The sequence below is a fragment of the Nostoc sp. DedQUE05 genome (assembly GCF_034530955.1).
Lineage (GTDB): Bacteria > Cyanobacteriota > Cyanobacteriia > Cyanobacteriales > Nostocaceae > Nostoc.
Genome location: NZ_JAVRCB010000080.1, coordinates 1 through 23548 on the forward strand (window position 1 = coordinate 1; position 23548 = coordinate 23548).

Consider the following 23548-nt stretch of genomic DNA (forward strand, 5'->3'; position numbering starts at 1 on the left):
TCACTTGACATTTGGGCATCTGCCTTAACTTGACACCAATGGCGAGACGCCCACCTCACAAGATTGGATAATTTATTTCTTGGTAATCCCTAAAACAGGGTTTCAAAGCCTCTCCCCGAAGCGGAGAGAGGTTTGGAGAGGGGTAAAAACCACGCCACAAAACGATAAATCAAGACTTATGTATTTTTCTTTTTTCGTATGAAACCACCCTGCTTCCTTACCAAGGAAGGGGGAGAATTTAAAGCCTCTCTCCTGCAAGGAGAATTGCTATTAGTATGCTTCATCGACGAAATCCTTGGCGTTGGTCACGTCGAAGAGTCTGTCTTTGAGAATAATCCGAGGAGGAATTTTCTTGCCAGCAAAATACTTTTCCATCGTGGCGAAAACAAGCGGGCCAAAACGCGGGTTCGACTCGACACTAACACCAAGCTCACCACGAATTATCGCCTCAAGTGCAGTTTTTTGACCATCGATTGAACCGACCATTACATCCTTACCAGGCTTCATACCTGCGGATTTGAGAGCCTGGATGGCACCCAATGCCATTTCGTCGTTGTGAGCATACACTGCGGTAATGTCGGAACCTTTGGCCTGGATGATGTTTTCCATTACACGCACTGCCGCAGCTCGCGAAAAATCCGCTGTCTGCGTGGCGATGATTTTCATGTTGGGATAACTAGCGATCGCATTACGAAACCCCTTAGCCCGATCGATTGCAACCGATGAACCCGCTGTTCCTGTGAGTTCCACGATGGATGCCTTACCGTTGGTCGCCTGGGTTAGCCATTCACCAACGCGGCGGCCTTGGGTGATAAAATCCGACCCAAGAAAGCTGACGAAATGTTCGCCTGGTCTTCCTGCTGCTTCACGGTCGATGAGAAAAACCGGTATTTTTGCTGCTCTCGCTGCTTCGAGGGCGGGCGTAAGACCTTCATACTCGCGTGGTGCAAGAAATATCACATCAACTTGTCGTGCGATTAGATCCTCAATGTCGGCAAATTGCTTCGATGTCTGTCCCTGAGCATCTGTCATCAGAAAATCATAAGTTTTCTGACGCTTGGCGGCCTCCTCCTTAATGCTGTTGGTTTCGGCAATGCGCCACGGCCCAATGTTTTCCGTTTGCGAAAATCCGACAATTTTTTTTGTTTTTTCGCGTATACAGCCAGACAGCGAGAAAGCCGAAACAATAATTACAACGTAGGCGCTAAATACCAATAACTTTGGCATATAAGCTCCGATATCTACAGCTCAAAAGCCTAAACTTAGTATAGTACATGTGTATGATGCGTAAATCCTAATTATTTTCTTAAATACTAGATTTATGGATTCTTCTCAAATTGAAACAGGTGCGCCTCTTTCTATAGAAATTGCTCAGATTGCTTCACCATCCACAACACTCTCTCCTAGCTCAACACTCAACCCTCGTATTCCTAAAGATGCTGTTCGCACCAGTTTGAGTGCTTCTACTATCGATGGTGTTTTCGCAGCACTTTTCTCTATTGGTACTGGCGCAATTTTGCTAGGTAATTTCTTGGTGGAGTTAGATGCCAGTCCAGTGGTATTTGGCATGGTGAGTTCTATCCCCATGTTGGTGAATCTTTTTCAGCCGATGGGTGCTTATTTGTCTGAACGCAGCACTAGCCGTTTTCAGTATTCGCTTCGCACTCATGGGATTGGTCGGCTACTATGGCTGATTTTAGTAATTGGCATTGTTAGCTTTAGTTGGGGAGGGCTTAATTCCAACCAATTAGTGATATTGTCGCTTTTGATTCTCGTATGCAGCAATTTTTTAGGAGGATTAGGAGCCGCATCTTGGTTGAGTTGGATGGCAATGTTAGTCCCACGGCAATTACGAGGTAGATATTTCGGGCTACGCAATAGCCTTGCTAACTTAACCGAGTTGGTCGGTTTGCCAATAGCTGGTCTTGCTGTATCACATTGGTACGGGGGAGCTATTCAAGGTTATGGGGTGGTTTTGTTCTTAGGCATTATCTTTGGAATTGTGAGCTTGGGGTGTCAGTATTTTCAGGTTGATATAAACCCTCAACTACAAAATACTTATTATGCTAACTCATCTCAAACCAGTGAGATTCAGTCGGACTTGGCACCAAATGAACCTGGTGAGATATCTGAACCAATCTCTCTGCCGCAAATGTCAACTCCTCAAAATCAGATAGATAGCAGCATTTGGAAAAACTCTAATTTTTTGGTGTTTCTACTTTATTTCGGCTCATGGACATTTGCTGTTAATCTAAGTGCCCCGTTTTTTAACCTCTACTTGCTAGACACACTGAACTTGGATGTGAGTTGGGTAACTTTCTACAACAGTCTGCGAGCAGGAGCACACATGCTAATGCTGATCGTCTGGGGTAGATTAGCAGATAAAATAGGCAATCGTCCGATTCTAATTTCTAATGGAATTCTCATTGCAGTTATACCTTGGCTGTGGCTGAAGATGGGTTCTAGTCCTCTCGATCTCTGGCTATGGTTGCCGCTGTTACACCTTTTTATTGGAGCTAATTGGGGAGGAGTTGACTTGTGTAACAACAATCTTCAGATAGAGATTGCACCAGTGAAAAATCAGTCTATATATTTTGCGATCGCAGCAGCTGTTGCTGGGGCAAGTGGTGCTTTAGGAGCAACTATCGGTGGCTTCATCGCTCAATTTGCTGGGTCTTTTGGCATAGCAGAAGTATTTATTGTATCTGGTGTATTACGATTAGCTTCACTTGTGCCACTCATTGTTAAAAAAGACTTAGGTAGTTAGAATGAAATCTCTTTGTTGCGGATATGAACACAAAAAGTTGTACTCAACTTGGAGATTTATCCACCTGTAGGAAGAACTGCTAACTTATATCTTTACTTTACAGTAAGAAAGATTTTTAACTTAGTGACCAAGTTAATGTCAGTAAAGCAGATTCTAGAAATCTGTTATTACATAAATCTGACTTTATTCGTTTTTTCGTAATGCTTAAGGTAGACAAATCAAAAATCACCACCCAACAAGTTGAAGCTTTCGAGCGAGACGGCGTTATCTGCGTCAAAAATGTTTTGGATGACATCTGGGTAGAACGGATGCGAACAGCCGTTGATAAGAATGTATTAATCCCCGGCCCTTTAGAAGTTAAGGGTATTCCCAGACCAGAAGGTCATGTGGAACATACCAGTAGCTTATGGCTCACCGATGCTGATTTCCGTGCTTTGGCTTTTGAATCTCCGCTAGCATCCCTCGCCGCTCAAGTCTTGAAATCAGAAAAACTGAACTTTTTGACCGACGGTTTCTTTGTTAAAAAGCCGAAAACAAACAGCCGTGTTGGGTGGCATAACGACCTACCTTACTGGCCTATACAAGGCTGGCAGTGTTGTAAAATTTGGCTGGCTTTAGATAGTGCCAACCAAGAAAATGGTCGATTAGAGTATATCAAAGCCTCTCATCAATGGGGCAAAGAGTTACGTGAAGGATCAAACCCCTCCTGGTTTGTAGAGCCAGAACCTCGCGAAATTTTGTCTTGGGATATGGAGCCTGGAGATTGCTTGGTTCATCATTTTCTGACAATTCATCATTCAGTAACCAACATATCTTCTACACAACGACGTGCAGTAGTTACCAATTGGACTGGCGATGATGTTACTTACTATCACCGCCCGAAAGCATGGCCTTTCAGACCTGTTGAAGAAATTGATTTACCAGAATTGAATTCATTCAAAACCAAAAAACCTGGTGAGCCGATAGACTGCGATATATTTCCTAGAGTTGAACTGCATCGCTAGTTGGAAATCGCTACTACTGTGTCAAGTTTAAATTGATCGAGAAGCAAGTTCGTAGTAAGTTCGCGCGATCTTCTCCCAAAGGGAGAGGCTTCTCTTTCAGAGACGCTAACCCAAAGCGTCTCCTAAACCAGGGAGTTTCCCTACGAGCGATTAACGAACTCGAAGGGTAATCCCTCTTTTAAGAAACAAGTCAAATCCTCTTCCCTTCTGCCTTCTGCCTCCTGCCTTGTTTCTTAGGAGAGGGATAAGGACTATAGTCCTTATTTTTTCAACACGAAAATGCTTACTACAAACCCTCAAAATATGTAATCGCTAGGATGTAATCTTATCAAGTTCATCAAGAATGTTACTATCTATATCAATGTCAAATTTCCGAGCAAAGTGAGCAGATGATGCAAGTAAATTTGGCAAGTCTTCCATAAGCAATGTCTTGGGATGACAGCCTCCTTCTGACCAATCAATGTAGCGTCGTCGGTCGTTTTGCAGCTTCAGATGAAATGCATTAGCAAGTACAGTTTGAAAATACGACTCATCTGTATACTTAAGCTTACTGTAGTACAAGGTTAAGGCATTTTTCTTACTGTGAAAATCGATAATGTATTTAGCAGCTTTACTATTGGCACAAAACCATTGACTTCCACTGAAACAAGCAAGTTGTTTTGAAAAAGGAAGGAATGGTTTTGTCAATAGTGGATGTTCTAAGCATATTTCTAGATTCAGATGTGCCAGATATGTTTTTGAGTAATGAAAAGAAAATGATTTTGTACAGTATCGTTGATAAGAATTTTTCAGCCAGAACATATTCGGTTTTAGATCAGATTTATAAGTTTTATATGTGATTTGCTCGTATTGAATATAGGCATCATATTGACTTGAGGCTAGTTCGTCCAATATTTGCTTTGCAGTTTTAATGGGATAGTCTGCGCCACTGAGTAATACAAACCAATCCGGTGGATTTGGAACTTCATACATTAATTGAAGTGCTTGTATTGTGGCTTCTACTAAAGTAAAATCTGCCCACTTTGTTTGTAGATGAGGGCGTACTAATAAAACATTTTTTGACAGGGTATCTACAGATAAATCACATTTTGAAAAATCATGGTGACACACAATTAGAGGATAGTTAAACATACTATTTAACTTATTTATTAGTCTGTAAATTTGTAGAGGTTTTGTATGAGTTAGTAAAATAAAACCTATAGGATTGCTGGGAGAATTAGACATTTGCTTAAGTTGTGTATATTGAAAATATTTTAAAATATGTATGTTTCTGTGAATAATAGTTTCTCGGTTGAGTGAGGTATAAGCTAATCGTCATTTAAATTGCACCATTTTCATGGTAATAAAAGCTGCAAATCTTCCCCCTTGCTCCCTGCCCCCCTGCGATCTCAATGTGCTTTCTTATATGCTTAACAGCTTAGTAACCCCTCCCAACAAGCGAGGAGCTTGCTCTGATGTACCTCATGTGATTAGGAAATGCTATAAACATTTGTTAGTAGTTGAATAAGGGTTTAGTCTAGCTGCATTCAAATAGCGATAGGAGAGCGATCGCAGCATTAATCAGCGATCGCTCTCCAACCCACTACAAGCAGGAAAACCTATAGCAAGAAATTCACGAGCAATTCTGCAACACCTTTTGATTACTGCCCAAGGTTTCATTGATAGCTGCGATCAATAACTCATCTAAAGGAATTCCGGCTGCTTTCGCCATAGAGGAAATCACACTTTTAGGGGCAAAAGAACAATACAACCCGGCTTCTAAGAACCAAGGTTCTCCCTCTGGGTCGATGCGGAAGTCAAATAAACTGTAGTGGCGACAACCCAAAGCCTGATGACACTTCTTAGCTACTTGTTGAACCTTTTGGGTAATTGGATCGTTAGGGTCTACAATCCAAGACTTTTTATTATCTTTAGCAGCAAAACCCAAGTTGCCATCGTCCGTTTGTTTGAGTTTTTCAGCATGGTTGCGGATGGGTTTGGAATGGGGGTCTAACAGATACTCTTCAAGGGGTAAATTTACTAGTTCCCCATCTCTGACAATAATGCCACATCTGACTTCTCGACCGAGTTCAATAAATTCTTCTACGATGACCTCATCTGAATATTCAAATGCTTTCTTCAGGGCAGCATCATAGTCGGTAGCTTCTTTGACTAAATCCATCCCTAAAGAGTTATCGGAACTTACGGGTTTAACGATCGCTGGAGGTGTAATTGTCGGCGTGTCTCCTTGGCGAAGCAGTTCTCCACGAGGCACTTTTACCCCTGCGGCTTCAACAATTGCTTTAGTTCTGCCTTTGTGCGCCGTTATTGCCATGATATCTGGAGTATTGCCAATGTAAGGAATCTCCAGCAAGTCGAATAAAGCGCGGTATTCAGTCATTCCAGGGATACAAAACATTTGTGGTAACACGAGGTCAATGTTTTGTGCTGTTAGAAACTGTATAGCATCAGCCAGAGTCATCGGTTTGGTGTCAGCAATATCTTTAGAGCTGAGGGAAGGAGGAAATCGCCATTGGCGATCGGGTGTGATGTATGCAATTTGAAAATCATATTGCGATCGCTCTGCCATTGCTGCGAGACAGTCTTGGGCATAAAGGCGTGACAAATCACAGTAAAAATTATTGTATGCAGACCCAACTAAATGAAGGATACGAAGTACTGGCATGATTCATCTTCCTATGTATTGTTAGAATTTATATAGCGGTTCTTAGTTGAGTGGGCTATAAGAACCCCACCCCCTCGCTACGGTTGTAGACACATCTTGGTAATGAAGCCCAAACCCTGGATTTACCCCCCTTAATCCCCCCTTGGAAAGGGGGGAAAAAAGAAATCTAGTTCCCTCCCCTTTCCAAGGGGAGGGTTAGGGTGGGGTAAAACCCTGGTTAATCAGCTATTTCAAACTTGTGTGTACACTGTAGGCAAGCGAGGAGGGGGCTATGATGTACTGAATTCTTCTTTAATTTACAAATTATTTAATCGCCACCTAATTCCACCAGTTTGCCAATGTTAAAATCTATTTTTACCCATCCTTTGAGTTGTTGCAGATTCTTCAGTAAAAGTAAGGGAATCTGCCAATGATGCAAAGTCAAAAATGGTACAGGATCGTCAAGACTGTAAATAGCATCAGTGCCCCGCACTAAAGTATTAACCGATGTTTGCAATTGTTTCCAGGAACGGATACCAGTTAGTCGCCAGATTTCGTGATATAGGAAGTAAGTCGGCTTGCTACTTGCTAAAGGTTCCAGAGGTGCAGCTAGGGGAGTTTTACCAAGATAGGCGTCTGCAACACCGGGGTGATTGTAGAACATTGTAATTGCCGAATGGGTACGAGGATTGCATTCAATGGCGTAAACTGTACCGTCTTCAGCTTGGATAAAGTCGAAAGAAACTTGTCCAGTCAGTGCCAAACTCTTGACGAAGTGTTGCACCCATTGACGAATTTGGGGATTTTCGACGTTTTCATAGTTGATTTGAAAAGCAGAAGAGTTTGAACAGCAATGCAATCTTAATTCCCCATCCCGCACTGTACTATGTGTGCATAGCTCAATACCCGGAATAAACTCTTGCATAATCCAAGGTTTTTCTGGACTGATGGGTAAACTGTTGACAAAGGCTGCTGTCTCTTCTGGGGTGTCGCAGGGAAGTTTGGTTAAATTTAAGCGGCGAACGGAGTCGTAATCAATACTTTTAAGAATATATTTGCGGGTTTCTTGACTAAAATCGAAATTGATAACTTGTTGAGGATCTGTAATTTTAAACGATTTGGGGACAGATAAGCCAAGCGATCGCGCCCGATCGGTAAAGGCAAATTTATCATCTAACATTTTGGTTATATCTGGATCGAAGTGGAAAACTTCGCAGTATTCTGATAATACAGGTTTTGCTAAAGAGTCATAATAGCTAGCGACAGGACTGCATACAGGGACATAAACGTCAACCTTTTCTTGCTTGACGATTTCTACTAGCGCCTGGATATAGCCTTCAGGATCTTCTTGTGGAGCCGGAACTGTATAAAAACGACTCACCGCTTTTGAGAATCTATGACCAGACAACCAGTATTTGTGACCTTCAATCAAAATAACTCTGTGTCCTGCGGCATGGAAAGAGCGGGCAAGTTGCAATGCTTTAGTCATCTTGGCTCCACTTACCAAGATAGTCTGAGGATGAGCAGCTACGATCGCTTTTTTCGTAAATGGCGATTGCACAATGCCCCACAGCAAAGATATCAATACTATCAACGCATTGAACGGCAAGGCTATTAGTAATAATGTCAGAGTACCAAGAGTTTTGAATAGAGCTACTACCTTTACCCTAACACCTGTTGATGATGTTGGAGATTCAGGCAGAGATAAAGAAATTGATTGTGCCATAAGTCTTTCCTTTGTGTTTATTGTAGAGACGTTGCATTGCAACGTCTCTACAAACTTTGTTACACCACGCGTCTAATTAGCGTTATACCATCTCGGATGGGTAATAGAACTTGTTCTACACGAGGATCGGCGGCGACAACGCGGTTGAACTGAGCGATCGCTTCACCGTTGGCGGTGCGTTGTTCGGGTGGTAGGTAAACTTGTCCCTGCAACAAAGTGTTATCCACACAGATTAAACCGTCGAGAGTCAGTAAGTTACTATCCAAAATGATCTGGAAGTAATCTACATACTCTTTTTTATCTGCATCAATGAAGATCAGATCGAATACTTCTTTTCTAGCAGCCAGCTTGTGGAGTGTTTCTAGAGCAGGTGCTACTTCTACAACAATTTTGTCGCCGTGGGGAGACTCACTAAAGCAAGCTTGAGCAAATTCAGCAACATAAGCATCTACTTCGCAACCGATAAGTTGCCCATCACTTGGTAATGCTTCTGCCATTGCTAAAGCTGAATACCCTGTGAACATTCCTACTTCTAGAATGCGCTTTGCTTTGGTGATATGAACAAACATTTTCAATGTCTGTCCTTCCAGATGTCCTGAGAGCATTTCTTGCTCTAGTTGACGCACTGTTTCACCATCACTGAAGCGTTTGCTCCAGTCTTCAATGCTTGTTTTTTGCGCTAATGCTGTTAATGCGCTCGATTCCGGGGTGGTGTAATCATCCAAGTAGGGATCTAAACCCGTCGCTAATTGAACTCCCTGCCGCAAAGAATCTAATATCTCTACGGGAATGTTCTTCTCTTCTGCTAATTTGAGGGTTTGCTGTAGCTGGGCTACTAAGATACTGTGTGGCGTTATCGGTCTAGCTGTTTCTCGCCCTAAAACACTCGTCATATCTTCACACCCCTACTAGCTTGCCTTTTTGACTTTCAATGTATGCGTCAACCCCTTCTCCACCACGAGGGTATTTAGCACAAAGACGTTTGTGTTCAGCTAGGGCAGCATCAAGTTCTTCACGAGTTAGATCGTTGGCAAAGAAGCACTCACCAATCGGACGAGGCATGGCTGCGCGTTGTTTGCCATCTCGTGTCAAGCTTATAGACTGAGTTGCATACCAGAGCAAATCCCCATCTAAAAGAGGATGATCGAGTGATAAACCGATACGACTCATCAAATCTAGGATGCGATCGCGTTCTTCTGTGGAGATATAGCCGCGTTGTGCTGCAATGGTTGCAGACAAAGCCATATCTATATTGACCGCATGACCATGATATAGAGGTATCTGAGGTGCTAATTCTAGGGTAGGACTCCAAGTGTGACCGTAGGCAATGACGCGATCGAGGTCTATTTCATGCAAGTTAGGAGTCTCTAACTCCAACATAGTTTTGATTGCTTCATAGTTGACTTTATGGGCAATCTCTTTAATTTCAGGTGTTGCATTCACATGTCCAAAGTGAGTGGAAAGCAGTTCTTCGCCATATTCGTATAGCAGTTCAAAGACTTCCAAGTTAGAAACTACCGCAATTTTCACCAACTCTGCCATCCCATTGCGAACTTGAGCAGTTGGCAAGGTTTTTAAGAATGAGAAATCCAGAATCACTTTCAAAGGTGCATGATATGCTCCCAAGCGATTTTTTTCTTTACGATGATTAACTGCTACCTTAATTGCTACACCTGCATCGATTAAACCAATCAATGTGGTAGGAATGCGAATATAGTTGCTCTTGCGACGGTAAGAAGCGCAAGCATACCCAGCCACATCAGTAATTAGACCACCACCAACGACTAAGACTGGTTCTTTACGAACTAAGCCAAAGTCCGAAAAAGCGTCAATAATTTTTTCAAAGGTTGCCAGGGTTTTAGCCGGTTCTGTAATGATGATCGGAAATACTGTCAGTTCAATGTCATAGTGTCTAAAATATGACTTGATTTGATCGCCATAAAGTTCATGAACATTGGCATCAATTACAATCAGACAGCGACCAAATTTGGCGTAGCTATCTGCAATTTCTCGGTTTTCAATATCAAATGCACCGTTCACATAGACAAGACTAAAATCGATTTTTTCGTAACCTTGCACGTGAAACGCAGTTTCGGTAGCTTCAAATGATGCTTGTACCTTATTCATTGTGTTGCCCTTATTCCAATTAAAAAGTTGTGAGATTTCGGTAATAGTTGCGATTTACCCTAATGTATGCCAGCAAACAAGTATGCTTTTTACCCTTTCAGATAAAAGACAGGAAAAAATTAGCTTTTAATAAAAAGCTAACGTTTATTACTGACTGGCAATGTTTTTAAACAACATCATTCATTTGAGTAAATTCTGTAGATGGGTTAACCTTTAATTCGGCATAACCTCAAACAAGTCAACTAGCCCTACTAGCGGTATATTCGCACAATACTTGCCTGCTTCTGCTGTGGATTGTTGACTTGAAATTTGGGAAATTCATCTGAATTCAGATTTATTCCACTACATGTAAATATAGTGGCTTTCCAACTGTACCATTCCGCAAAAATTCTAGTCTAGACAACTGATTGTATCGTCGATTTCCAAGCTTCAATTTGAGATTAGAACCCTGATTAATCGTTAGTTCGCTATTTATTAGCATTAGTCTCAAACCTTATATTACTAAACTCGCTACATTCTATTTGCTTCATAATAACAGTGGACTTTTAGTAAGTTTACCTGAATTTTTATTAACTCCACTATATTTGTCTCTAACAACCTTGCGATCGCTAGACCTTGCAAAACTCATATCTTAGTAAACTACTCATATTGTTTATCATTGTCTATCTCTAGGCTGACATTTGATATGACAGAAATGATTAAACCTCATCTCGCTGTTTTTTTGCAAGTCTCAAACCATAAAATGGCTAAAAACAAAGATGACTTACTGCATTCTATTCAAAATGTCAGCACAATACCTCTTTGATGGGTAAAATTAATACTCAATAATCAGCATACTTTCTTTAGCAACTCCCGAAAATTCTGAATTTAAATGTATCTGAGTTCCTTGTAACAAAAGCTTAACTTTTTTAAGGAATACTTGTGTGTATTAAAGGTTTCTAAGTTTGCTGAAATTGCCTTCTTAGCCCTAAATTAAGCCTTTTCAGCTTAAACCAACAATTAATTTACTAATTGGTAACTGAAAAGTACAACACAAATCATTACATTACATTAATACAAATCATAACATCTGTAAATATATTTAAGTCAATCCACCATGCGAAGTGTACTGGATAACCAAATATCTACAAAAAATATGTCTCAAGATAGATACTTTATACAAGAATGTATTATCAAAATCTATATCTAATATCGTGTCCGACTAAAGACTTATCATTTAGATCGCAGTTCTTGCTGGGGGAAAGAGGCTTTTGGGATTTTTGCACAGATGCGGTAATCATAAGTAATTAACCGGACTTGATATAATAGACATCTGGTGAATTTACAGCTATTTTCAGGTAAATAGACCACGCGGTAAGGGCGTAAGTCCTTGCACCCTTACGACAGGTGTGGTTCAAATACATAAAAACTGCTGTAATTATGGGTGATGTTGCTCGAAATCCGTCGCTTTTGCCGATTATAGATGCACGTACATACAATAAACTTCTTGGCATTGTCGGGAAAAGGGGCGGGGGAAAGGGGGAAAGATTTGTTATTTTCACTTTCCCCAATAAAGATGAGTCATTTTTCCCGCAAGAGTGCAAAAAAACTTTTGCTCATAGGTCTAATGTTTCACATTTGCAGGCAGATTCACGGGTAAAAGCTCGCGATTTCCCGAATGAACTCAACAGTACACTAATTCACATAGATAGTAAAATATTGCCACGATATGCGATCGCAAGTGGCGTAGTCTAAGAGGGTGTTTACAAAATAATTCTTAAGCATTTGAGTGCCTATGATTACGGGCTAATCGACGTAACATTAGATGCGTCATAGCAGCGTATATCATGGTTTCACTTGTTTCGGGATGATACTCGTAGTCTTTACTGAGACGGCGATAGCGACCGAACCATGCAAGTGTACGTTCCACAACCCAACGTCGAGGCAATACTTTAAAGCCCGAAGTATCATCAGAGCGTTTAACAATCTCAATTGCACAGCCAATAAAATGCCTGACCCAATCAACTAGTTTTCCAGCATATCCAGCATCTGCCCAAATTAAATACAGCTTGGGGAATAAGTATTGAATTTTATCTAGTACAAGTTTTGCTCCGTCACGGTCTTGAATTGAGGCAGCATGTACAACAACCATCAAAAGTAAACCCATTGTATCGACAAGGATGTGACGTTTACGACCATTAATCTTTTTTCCGGCATCATAGCCGTCAATTCCTCCTTTTTCAGTAGTTTTAACTGTTTGAGAGTCGATAATTCCTGCGGATGGCTCCGCATCTCTTCCCTCGATTTTTCGTAGCTGCGATCGCAGAACCGAATGGATTTTTTGCCATACGCCCTTGCGCTGCCAACGTTGAAAATACGAGTATACAGTTTGCCATGCCGGTAAATCATGAGGCATCATTCGCCAAGAGCAACCTGCACGCAAAATGTAAAAAATGGCATTTACCACTTCCCGCATATCGACTTCACGTTTTTTTCCACGTTTACGCTTACCTTCTGCTGGAATCATTGATTTAATCAAATCCCATTCTGTATCGGAAACATCTGTGGGATAAGGTTTTCGACTCATTGCATCCGATTCCAATAACACTACTTCCTATGAACAAAATAAGTGTTCTGGGGAATGACTGCGGTGCTCTTTATTTTTTATTTATAAACACCCTCTAAGATATTGTGGAACACAGGCTGTTTTTATATCATATCTGCGTTCAAAAATGACAATGTTACTGTTGTCTTAGATCGCTGTCAAAGGAGGGAATGAGTGAGTGCGATCGCTTAGTTACTTTACAATAAAAAGTTAAGTATTTATAAATATTGGGATTGAGTTCATAATTAAAGGGCAACCTATACATAAATAACTCTTAACCCAAGCGTATTGAGTTATGGATTCTAAAGAGTTGCTCAAGGGTTATGCTTGAGTATTTCTCGCAGAAAAAATCTATTTAAATTGCTTTTTATAAAATCTTAAGATTTATTAACTTAGGTTAAAAAATCTTGGTATTAACTTCAGAATGTTAAGAGCGATCGCTTTGTAAAGGTTAGTTGATATTAGTTGTCAAATTGCTTGTGAAGTTAGAAACTAAAGAAATACAACACACGCAATTATTTTATGACTGCTATTTCTAACATTGAATTCAAACGACCAATTTGGCAAACCGCGATCGTATTGACCTTGGGCTTTTGGCTCAGTGCTAGTTTAGTTTTGGACTGGGTAATTATGCCTAGCCTTTATCTTTCTGGGATGATGAGTCAAGCTGGTTTTACGACAGCAGGCTATGCGATTTTTTGGAACTTCAATCGGATGGAATTATTATCAGCTGCTGTAGTCCTGACTGGGGCACTAGCTTTGAGCAAAACCCGATATCACTGGAGTATTGGCAGTATTGTTTTATCTGTGCTGCTGTTGACTATCGCTGTGCTTGACACCTATTTCTTAACTCCGCAGATGTGCGCTATAGGAGTTCAACTCAACCTATTTGAAGCTGCTGCTGCTATTCCATCGACAATGAATTTACTACACGGTAGTTATTGGCTGCTAGAAGTAGTGAAGTTGATAGCTGGTGGTACACTTTTAAGCTGGTGCTGGCGGGAGCAATTTTAAGTAGATGGAGAAAGTATAACGGTGAGAATGTCCACTTATAAATCTCACGCTAAAGACGCAAAGAATTCCTTTGCGTCTTTTCGCTACATATATCTTATGGGTTGATGAATGTGATGTTTACGACAGACTATGCCTAAGCGTACAATTTTGTATTTATATTTGTGATTTTTCAAACTTAGGATTTTTCGGGTAAATTGCTGCTATAGCAATCTGATTGGATTTCTGAATTAATCGTAGGGACTAGGGACTGGGGACTGGGAAGAAGGAATAAAGCTGTACTGAGTTTTTTTCAAAAATAAAACATGAATCCTATATAAAATAATTCAGTTTTTTATAAGTGTGATTCAATAAGCAAACATATAATTATCTTTTACTATACATTTTCAGCTTTCCCGGACATTTTAACAAATAAATATTTATAACAATTTTCTGGAAAATGATATCAATTAGTTTTCATGTTTACTTTACTGATTATCATGAAGTTTATATATTTCTGCTAATTTTTTTTGGAAATTATAGTAATCTAAGTTTTAGTGAGTATGTTACTTGTTATCTACCATCTAGCTGAAAACAGCTATTTTGCAAGGTATCTACTACTAATCAAGAATTTCCCTGTAAGTTCTTGAATTTATCACTCCAATTTGTGCAGGGTGAGTATTTAGGTTCACACAACATTAAAACCCGTTTCCAGTACTTATGAAGAGATTCCCTTCTGCTGATTTAGTCGCCTGCGCATCTCACCACACACCATCATGGCGGCAATTATCAGCATCATTCTTGGGCGGAGGTTTACCATTATTGTTGTGCAAGCGATAATTTTGCCAAATCCCAAGACTAATTGCTCTACAATCACAAACTTAAGTAAGATATTGAGCTTTTGGAATGCTTAGTTTTGAATAATACTTTTTTGATTGTGAAGTTGCCCTCAAGAATAAACTTCTTGAAAAGTACCCAACGACTTTCGTCACGGATATAAAAACATACTTCGTCAGCGCGGAATTAATGCTTATAAGTCTTGATAGAGAAACATTTACCTTTACATCACAGTAAATTTTGGTCGCTCCAGACTTTAGGATTAGGGACAAAACACTTTTGCAAGAGAATTCAAGTATCTATAATTTTAGGCTACAAAATACGGATAACAATGATACTTTTGTGACTGATGGGCGAGAGCCAATGGTCTTTGTGTGGCACTTGAGTTACTGTTAGATTGGCTAGATTAGCTAAAGATACAGAAAACCAATCTAATTTTTGAAATACTATATCCTGGCAACTAGTCGGGCAATTTTGCTATTGGTCAGTAGCATTAATTGGTTTAGTTGTAAGTTGTGGATTATAGCTTAACAGAGATTGGTGAATTAAGAGTTGGGGGGTGTGGAATCTCTGTACTAACTCAAATATGACCGCTATATTTATCTGAATAGTGCTTTCAACAAAGTCACGCTGAATTCCGAAAAGGTAATTCACTAATTTTGCCTGCAAATGTTAATTTTATTTCAGAGCGATCGCAATGAAGACACTTCCGATTAGTAGATACAGATTTTTCCAAAAGCTCCAGCCCCTAACTTTGTTGAAAAAAATCACTGGTAAGTCGGTTACTGGTTGTTTACAGGTGTTTAGCACATCAGGCTCTTGGTCAATATATGTAGATGAGGGGAAACTAATTTATGCCAGCTACTCAGAGAAAATGTTTGAGCCGCTTTACAGAAATTTGCAACGTTTGAGTCAGCAAATTTCTACTCTCCCTGACGGAATCAAAGATCAGTTGCGGGCGATATTTGAAACTGGTATTGAAAATCAGGCAATACCGAACCCAGATTATCTGGCTATTTGTTGGTTAGTCAATCAGAAATATATCAGTTCTTCTCAAGCAGCAATGTTGATAGAGCAATTAGCGCTAGAAGTTCTAGAGTCATTTCTGAATTTAGAGGAGGGAAGTTATGAATTTATTCCTGAGAGTTTTCTGGATGATATGCCAAAGTTTTGTCATTTAAATGTTCGTTTATTAGTTGAACGATGTTTAACGCCCCAAAATGTTCGCGTTAGCGTCTCTGAAAGAGAAGCGGTTTATCGTCAAACATCATCAAGTTATCAATCACATACCTCACAATTTTTCCAAATAAATGAACTACAATCTAAAGCCAAAACTACGCCAAAATTGCCTAAAATACACAGCTTTAAACCAGCAGCCTACTCGATTAATACTAATGAATACAGAGGTCAGCAAATTATCCAACCGCCTGCTGACAGAAAAATTTACACAATCTTGTGTATTGATGACAGTCCTACGGTATTGAATGCTATTAAAAGTTATTTAGATGAGCAAACCTTTTCTGTTATCGGAGTCACTGATTCTTTAAAGGCTCTAATGCAGATTATCCGTATAAAACCCGACATAATTTTGTTGGATATATCCATGCCTAATCTCGATGGATATGAACTCTGCTCTTTGCTGCGTAAACACTCATATTTTAAAAATACACCTGTGATTATGGTGTCAGAAAAAGTAGGATTTCTAGATAGAGCTAAAGCTAAAATGGTGAGAGCATCAGGCTATTTAACTAAGCCTTTTAAACAAGGAGATTTACTAAAAGTTATTTTTCAACATATTGTTTAATTTACTAATATAGCAACTCACTCCATTTAAACATGCCTATTATTTTAGATATTTAAGACAAATAATCAGTTAATCTATATCTTCTTTAAAATTGGTATTAGTTACAAGCCCTAATCGAAAAGTCGGTGGAGTTATTTTTCCTGAAATGTCCAGACTCCTTCATCCCAATCTGATTCTGTTGGGGGTGATTGTAACCAATGCTGACAACGCAACAGATGCAACATAGCAGCTTTGTCCTGGCTGTCTGCTGCCAAAACTAGGGCAAATTCAGCTCTAGCACGGTTAAAATCGCGTTTGAGGTAATATTCGCGTCCTTTGTGATAATGCTCAATCACTTGCAATTTTTCGCTTTCAATTGGATTGGAACGCAAACCCAGTAATTCGTATATGGCTACTGGTTCGTTTCTACCCTTAACACGAATGTAATCTAGTTCCCTAGCCCAAATATTATCTTGGCAAGGTTTAAAAGTGTTATGGCTAATAATAATATCGCAACCATACTGTTTACTAACACTTTCTAATCGTGAGCCAAGATTAACGCCATCACCAATGGCGGTAAATTCCATCCGTTTACTAGAGCCAATATTCCCACTAATCACGGTATCTGAGTTGATGCCAATACCGATTTTAATTCTAGGCTTATTATCTATATGGCGACGTTGATTAAATTCGTGTAGGCGATCGCGCATTTCTAAGGATGTTTGTACTGCCATCCAAGCGTGTTCTTCTAATGGTAGAGGAGAACCAAATACAGCCATGATGGCATCGCCAATATATTTGTCAAGAGTGCCTTTATGTTTAAAAACTGCCTCCACCATTGATTCAAAATATTCATTGAGCATACTCACCACTTCTTCTGCTTCCAAGTTTTCTGTTAATGTGGTGTAGCCGCGAATATCGGAAAATAAAATCGAAACTTCTTTGCGATCGCCTCCTAGTTTAGCGTCATCTAATTTCAGCAATTCTTCGGCTAATTCCTGGGTCATGTAGCGGTACATTGTACTTTTGAGCCGCTTTTCATCACTGATGTCTTCCATCACCACCAGCGCCCCCCGGACTTGCTCTTGGTCGCTAGCATCGGCTATTGTGTTAATCGATAAATTGATACTATGTTGTTCTGTACCAGTGCCGATAAGTGTGCGATCGGGGTAATATTGCTGACGGCCTTTTAAGTCAACTGCATGTAAAGCATCCTGATACCACTTGCTAAAGTCGCCTTCTTTGATGCCGATCGCGTCAGTAACTAATTTACCTTCTAAACGGTCATCTACTCCCAGTCCTAGCAAACGTTGGGCGCTTTCATTGGCGGCGATAATTAACCCAGTTTTATCAGTGGAAACCACGCCATTGGAAAGACTACGCAGAATATCTCGTTGCATTTGTTCTTGTTGCTTGACTGTGGCAAATAACTGAGCATTTTGCAGCGCGACTCCCGCTTGAATATTAAAAGCTTCCATGAACTCTTCATCGTTGCGGTCAAAGCTAGCTTGGAAGCAGTCGGGAGCTTTGGGCCAATCAGCTGGATTATAAGGGGGAAAATCCCCGGATTTCTTTTTATTTACGAGTTGGGTAACACCAATCAGTTGTTGATCGGCATTAAATACTGGCATACAAAGCAAGCTACAGGTGCGATAGCCATTTTGCTGGTCTAGTTTTTGGGCTGTCTCTGAGTCAGGATCGTAGTACAAATCAAAGCCAATATTTAACTTTTTGCCAGAAGCCGCGACTATCCCAGCAAAGCCTTTACCTACAGGGACTCGTAACTCTTTGGTTGAACCATCATCCTGAGTGATTTTCGTCCACAATTCATCACGATCGCGGTCTATTAACCATAGTGTACTGCGATCGGCATTCATCAGTTCCTTGGCTTCATCCATCACCCGCTTCAGGGTGTCTTCTAAATCAAGACTGCTTTGAGAGAGGGACTTGATTGCCTTCATTAGCGCCGCTACTGCTCTTTGTTTTTGAGTAGCTACATAAAAAGAGCGCGAGGACTCTAAAATCAGACAAATCGAAGGAGCAAATTCTTGAAATAATTGTTCGTCAGCACGGGTAAAACCTTTGGTATCAATGCGCTCTGCAAGTGGAGCATCATAATGATTCTTAGATTTTAATTTATTCAGTAATTGCACTACTGCAACTAATTGCCCATGTTCATTTAAGAGTGGCAAAGCTAGCATGGTGTAGGTGCGATAGCCAGTTCTCTTTTCTTGTTCTTGGGCAAAATGCGATCGCGGATCGTTATAAAAATCAAAGGGAATATTGATAACTTCTTTAAAAGTGGCGACTTCACCACCAATGCCTTTATTTGCAGGGATGCGAATTTCTAAAGAGCGACCGCCCTCGCCCTCAGCTAAAATTGACCAAAGTTCTTGTTTTTCTTCATCCAATAAAAATATTGTCGTTCGGTCTGCCCCCAGTAATTCCCCGGTTTTCAAGGTAATCGAATGCAACATTTCTTGCAAAATGGTTTCAAACCCATGCGAATCCAGCATTGATAGGGTTTGATGGACAATCTGTAATTTTTGCTCGACATCCTTAACGACCTGTTTAAAAGTATCTTGAGTCAGGGGAGCAAGAAACGTAGAAAAAGTTCCTTGTCTTGTGGCAAGAGCACCCACAGGAGCAGAATTTGCTGTTAATTCGAGGTTTTCTTGGTTGTTACCACTAATAATTAAATCGGTGGTTTCCCCATAACTTCCTTGATACGCTGGCATAACTGGTATTTTATATAACAGAATGAGGTTTTAGATTTAACAATGAGATTAAATTTATGTAAGTGGTGTTAAAAGCAACAGTTACTCGACATTATCCATAGTTTAATCGCTTGTTTAGCCAGCGTCATCCTGTGAATAAACGCTCAAGTTGATTACCAACAAGCATGGCTTGAGCAAAACCCCTTCCCACCGCGATCAATAGGGGGTTAGACCCCTCACATAAACGAGAAAACAATGTTTTCCGCAGGCTAGAGATTGTTAGTGTAGCCTCATAATATTTTCCAGAAACAGACTAATGAGCATTGCTGTATCCGTAAGATATAGTCGATTTATCTGAAAATTGCTGCAATTTTTAAGTAATTATACGCAAATTTTTTTAGATCGAGTGCGATCGCTTCTTGTCGCAGATATGTTAGCTGGAAAAAGAAGTGTTGAGTAAAAAATACTAGTACAGGTCGGCGGTAATAAACCACTTTATTTGTCTGTTGTGATGCCTGTGTCCGACTACCAGAGGAAACGCATCTTATTTCCTAATAAAAACTAAACATATAAAAGCACATTTTTGCATCGATTTTTTTGGTCTAGTCGCTCCCTTGTTTACATAAAATCATTCAGAATCAGTACTCGAAAAAGGATTTGTACAATAGAAAGAATAAGGATTATCATAATCACGATAGTGAGGTACTGTAAACTTATTATTATCTTCAGAAGCTTTGATTCGGCAATATGGTTCTAAGTTGAGGTCTATCATATAATCGTTACCACCTCCTAGAGAAGGTTTAACTTCTTTGGTTTTTTTTGAAACCGAAAAATGACAAACCCATCGATGTACTGGATAAGCATGTGGTTTGTTTGTTAAAATCTCAGCTCTTCCTGGTTTTATAGTATCTCCTTTACTCTTGTCAAAAAGAGAGTTATCTTTAGCATATTTTTGCATCTGTACTACTATAGTACTGTGCTTACATACTTCGTTCATTTCCATTTTTTTATCAGCACTTTTCTTATTATAATCTTCATTAATATATTCACCAAAAACAGGCGTATATCTCAAATAAATGTCCCTTTTAGATATATTTTTCTTTTCATCTTCTATTGAGTATTCACAACTAAATGGTAACAAGCTCACATTCTTATTATCCTCAAATGCTTTATAAGAACCAGTTACAGTACCTGATTTTTTATTGGTTTCTAATTCTTCTTCTATCAGTTTTATCGTCTCTTGACATATTTTATTTTGGTAAGTAGAATCGGAAATTTTATTAATTATAAGTTTTTGATATAAATTTCCACCCGTTAAAAATATAATCAAAAATATTAATGAATTGGCAATAAAAGGGTGATTACTTAAAAAATGTGCAAAAAATGTATTATTTATAAACTTAAAATAAGGAGAATTAGGAAATATACTATTAAATAAGTGATAAATAATATTATTTTGCTCCGAAGAATTTGGATCTGGTGTATTAGAAGAGTTTGGGTTTGGTGTATTAGAAGAATTTGGGTCTGGTGTATTAGAAGAATTTGGCTCTGGTGTATTAGAAGAATTCGGATCTGGTTTCTTAGGTGTATTGGACATAACGTTAATTTTTAATTATTTAGATATTTTTTCATTTAATTGAAAACATTGAGAACAAGAAAAAGTTTACTCCAGTTATCAAAAGTGATGTTCATGCAAATACATTGAGTCTAATGACGACCCATTTGGTTAAAATCCCTATCTGCTTTAATACAAATCCTAAATTGTTTATTACGCTTTACGAGGAAAAAATCTATCTTAGGGAATAGTTAAGAATGAGAGGCCCTAAGGTCGATAGAATAAGCTTTTCAAGCCAATGCATACTAAGTATATACACTGTCTTCAAAGTATCCTATTTTTGCCATTACCCTTAAGTCACCACCTTTAGATTTACTTTATAAATAGCCTCTAAAGACTTTATTGCCTACTAGCAACTTGCTTATCCATCAATTTACTCTTGACAGAGTACTACTAGCTCATAAATATTCATTTTTCTACAACTAGAGTTAATTAAAAATATTAAGCACAATATTATCTCAGCCAAACATAAATATAAAATCAGATTCAATCTTTGAGTTGACCCATATTTACATGGGATGGAACATTCACCCTATTGTTATCAATCCACAGGATTATTTTAATGAAAAAATTAAAGACTCAAGTATTTTTAGGCTTGACAGGTGCATTTTTGGCAGTCGGATATTCCAGTTTGCTAGCTAGAGAAATTCCCATACAGAGTACATCAAACCTCAGAAAGAATTTAGTAGCGCAATTAGAAACTAATCCAAATGTCAATGAGTATTTGGAGAAAAATAAACCAGAAAGTTATAACGCGCTGAAAAGGCAGTTAGATGCAGCGATTGAGGATGCAAAAAAACCGAGTGAAGATAAAGTCATAAAAAATCTTTGGTCATTGTCAAAAACTAATCCTCAAATAAAGTGGAGAGAAAATAACGGCAAAATTGAATATCTGATGGCGAGTTGGAAATATGTCAAAAACCCAACCGAGGATTGGAAAGTAGGTACAAAAAAAAGTATAGAAGCACGGACTTGGTTAACAGCCGTTCCTCAAGTTAAGGAATTTTGTCAAAATTGTAAGGGGATCGGTATAAATATTCCCGGTAATATTATGCTTTCTCTAAGGTTACAGCAGTATTTAGGCTTGATTTTAAATAGAAATTCAAATAAGACGCATTTTGTCGAAATGTGGGTGAAAGCTGAAGATTTAAGTAGACCATGTGTTGATCCAGAAATTAATGATTCTAGTTGTAATGTTTTTAAAATCCCGATTTCTGCTAGTTATCCGATTTTGCAAGAGATATACACAACTTCTTATGCCGTTGCTAGTCAAGAACATTATCCTTGGACGGGTTTAGGTTACACCTATGATTGGGGAAATCCGAAAAAACCTCGTGAAGGAGCTAGTGAATTTCTGATCGACGGAACTAAAGAAAAACCGATAGAAGTAGAAGTTGTTTCAGTCACAGCGACGAAAGAATATTGTAATAATCAATATTTAACGCTAAAAAATTAGAAATGAGCGCTCATGAAACACCTTGAAGGTAAAGTGGCTTTGGTAACAGGTGCGACGCGGGGAATTGGTAGAGGAATTGCCATTGGTCTTGGTGAAGCAGGTGCAACTGTATACGTCACGGGTCGCAGCCTCAACAACTCCTCCAGTGAAGGGGTTTCAGGAAGTCTTAGTGAAACGAAATCAGCCATTGAGGAAGTCGGTGGTGTATGCATTCCCGTCCAAGTAGACCACAGCGAGGATGAGCAGGTGCGTTTGCTTTTCGATCGCATTCAAGATGAGCAGAATGGACAACTCGATTTACTGGTAAATAATGCTTACTCAGGAGTTCAGGCATTAAAAGACGCTCAAGGACAGCCTTTTTGGGATTCTGAACCAAGTCTTTGGGATGCTAGCAACAATGTTGGTCTTCGCAGCCACTATGTTGCAAGTGTTTTTGCAGCTCGGATGATGACTAAGCGTAACTCTGGATTAATTTGTACTATTTCCTCGTGGGGTAGTATGTTTTATCTGTTTAATACAGTTTATGGTGTTGGCAAAGCAGCTTGCGATCGCCTAGCTGCTAATATGGCTGTTGAGTTAGAACCCCATAACGTCACTTCTGTTTCTATTTGGCCGGGTATTGTTGGTACTGAGCTTTTTTCTAGTTTTGCTTCCCAAATGAATCAAACAAATGCTACTGACCTGAAAACCTCATTTTTAAGCGATCGCTACAACTGGGAAACTCCCTTATTTACTGGACGAGCGATCGCTGCACTTGCTGGTGAGCCAAATGTTATCCGCCGTACAGGACGCGTGCAGATTGTTGCCGAACTGGCTAAGAAATATAATCTTGTAGATGAAAATGGGCATCAGCCCGCATCATTACGCTCTCTGCGTTTTGTACTGCCTGTTGCATTGCCTGTACTGAGAAAGTACTTATGGCTCATACCCGATATTAAAGTGCCGTGGTCGCTACTATTATTGAATGCCCTCGGTTCGCCTAAAATTTAAGGAGCATTGGGCATGGAGCCAGAAGAGATGCGTCTTAAATAATGCAACAATAAGTCTTTGATACTCGTGCATGAGTATTTGAACTGGATGAATCCACCTTTTTACTCCGTTAACGAGTATTTGAACTGGATGAATCCACCTTTGAACTCCGTTAACGAGTATTTGAACTGGATGAATCCACCTTTTATCTCCGTTGACGAGTATTTGAACCGGATGAATCCACCTTTTATCTCCGTTGACGAGTATTTGAACCGGATGAATCCACCTTTTATCTCCGTTGACGAGTATTTGAACTGGATGAATCCACC

16 protein-coding genes are annotated in these 23548 nt (G+C 39.5%); 7 read left to right on the plus strand and 9 right to left on the minus strand.

Annotation, left to right across the window (positions count from 1 at the left end):
• Nucleotides 1-270 precede the first annotated feature (270 nt).
• Nucleotides 271-1227, minus strand: coding sequence for an ABC transporter substrate-binding protein (locus RMZ42_RS33765; RefSeq protein WP_322675531.1), 957 nt, complete (start codon nt 1225-1227; stop codon nt 271-273).
• 94 nt (nt 1228-1321) lie between these two features.
• Between RMZ42_RS33765 and RMZ42_RS33770 the strand changes: the two genes are divergently transcribed.
• Together RMZ42_RS33770 and RMZ42_RS33775 are read left to right on the plus strand one after the other, a co-directional pair.
• Nucleotides 1322-2767: an MFS transporter gene (locus RMZ42_RS33770; protein WP_322675532.1), complete on the plus strand. Its 1446-nt coding sequence runs from the start codon at nt 1322-1324 to the stop codon at nt 2765-2767.
• 200 nt (nt 2768-2967) lie between these two features.
• Nucleotides 2968-3771, plus strand: a complete 804-nt coding sequence (locus RMZ42_RS33775) for a phytanoyl-CoA dioxygenase family protein (protein WP_322675533.1) — start codon at nt 2968-2970, stop codon at nt 3769-3771.
• Between the two features lie 312 nt (nt 3772-4083).
• Here RMZ42_RS33775 and RMZ42_RS33780 read toward each other — a convergent pair whose 3' ends face one another.
• From RMZ42_RS33780 to RMZ42_RS33805, 6 genes are all read right to left on the minus strand, one after another.
• On the minus strand, nt 4084-4995 hold the full coding sequence (locus RMZ42_RS33780) for a beta-1,6-N-acetylglucosaminyltransferase (RefSeq protein WP_322675534.1): 912 nt from the start codon (nt 4993-4995) through the stop codon (nt 4084-4086).
• Between the two features lie 388 nt (nt 4996-5383).
• Nucleotides 5384-6436: a D-alanine--D-alanine ligase gene (locus tag RMZ42_RS33785; protein ID WP_322675535.1), complete on the minus strand. Its 1053-nt coding sequence runs from the start codon at nt 6434-6436 to the stop codon at nt 5384-5386.
• 307 nt (nt 6437-6743) lie between these two features.
• Nucleotides 6744-8141 (minus strand): ATP-grasp domain-containing protein, encoded by a 1398-nt coding sequence (locus tag RMZ42_RS33790; RefSeq protein ID WP_322675536.1) that lies wholly within the window; start codon nt 8139-8141, stop codon nt 6744-6746.
• A gap of 59 nt (nt 8142-8200) precedes the next feature.
• Nucleotides 8201-9034, minus strand: a complete 834-nt coding sequence (locus RMZ42_RS33795; protein ID WP_322675537.1) for an O-methyltransferase — start codon at nt 9032-9034, stop codon at nt 8201-8203.
• Between the two features lie 4 nt (nt 9035-9038).
• The gene (locus RMZ42_RS33800) at nt 9039-10268 is read right to left on the minus strand and encodes a sedoheptulose 7-phosphate cyclase (protein ID WP_322675538.1); all 1230 of its coding nucleotides are present in this window, start codon (nt 10266-10268) and stop codon (nt 9039-9041) included.
• Between the two features lie 1756 nt (nt 10269-12024).
• Nucleotides 12025-12834: an IS5 family transposase gene (locus RMZ42_RS33805; RefSeq protein ID WP_322675539.1), complete on the minus strand. Its 810-nt coding sequence runs from the start codon at nt 12832-12834 to the stop codon at nt 12025-12027.
• 540 nt (nt 12835-13374) lie between these two features.
• Between RMZ42_RS33805 and RMZ42_RS33810 the strand changes: the two genes are divergently transcribed.
• Both RMZ42_RS33810 and RMZ42_RS33815 read left to right on the plus strand, forming a co-directional pair.
• A complete protein-coding gene (locus tag RMZ42_RS33810; RefSeq protein ID WP_322675540.1) occupies nt 13375-13866 on the plus strand; it encodes a hypothetical protein in 492 nt (163 codons plus the stop codon).
• A 1510-nt stretch (nt 13867-15376) separates the two neighbouring features.
• Nucleotides 15377-16483 carry a response regulator gene (locus RMZ42_RS33815; protein WP_322675541.1) on the plus strand — a complete coding sequence of 369 codons (1107 nt, stop codon included), beginning with the start codon at nt 15377-15379 and terminating at the stop codon, nt 16481-16483.
• Nucleotides 16484-16614: 131 nt separating this feature from the next.
• On the opposite strand, the gene RMZ42_RS33820 is transcribed toward RMZ42_RS33815, so the two are convergent.
• Together RMZ42_RS33820 and RMZ42_RS33825 are read right to left on the minus strand one after the other, a co-directional pair.
• Nucleotides 16615-19200, minus strand: a complete 2586-nt coding sequence (locus RMZ42_RS33820) for a GAF domain-containing protein (RefSeq protein WP_322675542.1) — start codon at nt 19198-19200, stop codon at nt 16615-16617.
• A gap of 607 nt (nt 19201-19807) precedes the next feature.
• Nucleotides 19808-20776 carry a hypothetical protein gene (locus RMZ42_RS33825; protein WP_322675543.1) on the minus strand — a complete coding sequence of 323 codons (969 nt, stop codon included), beginning with the start codon at nt 20774-20776 and terminating at the stop codon, nt 19808-19810.
• A gap of 580 nt (nt 20777-21356) precedes the next feature.
• Between RMZ42_RS33825 and RMZ42_RS33830 the strand changes: the two genes are divergently transcribed.
• The 3 genes from RMZ42_RS33830 to RMZ42_RS33840 form a co-directional block, all read left to right on the plus strand.
• Nucleotides 21357-22250, plus strand: coding sequence for a hypothetical protein (locus RMZ42_RS33830; RefSeq protein ID WP_322675544.1), 894 nt, complete (start codon nt 21357-21359; stop codon nt 22248-22250).
• Between the two features lie 12 nt (nt 22251-22262).
• Complete coding sequence (locus tag RMZ42_RS33835; RefSeq protein WP_322675545.1) at nt 22263-23240, plus strand: SDR family NAD(P)-dependent oxidoreductase; 978 nt, start codon at nt 22263-22265, stop codon at nt 23238-23240.
• Nucleotides 23241-23327: 87 nt separating this feature from the next.
• Nucleotides 23328-23548: hypothetical protein (locus tag RMZ42_RS33840; RefSeq protein ID WP_322675546.1), on the plus strand; the 221-nt coding region annotated here is incomplete at its 3' end.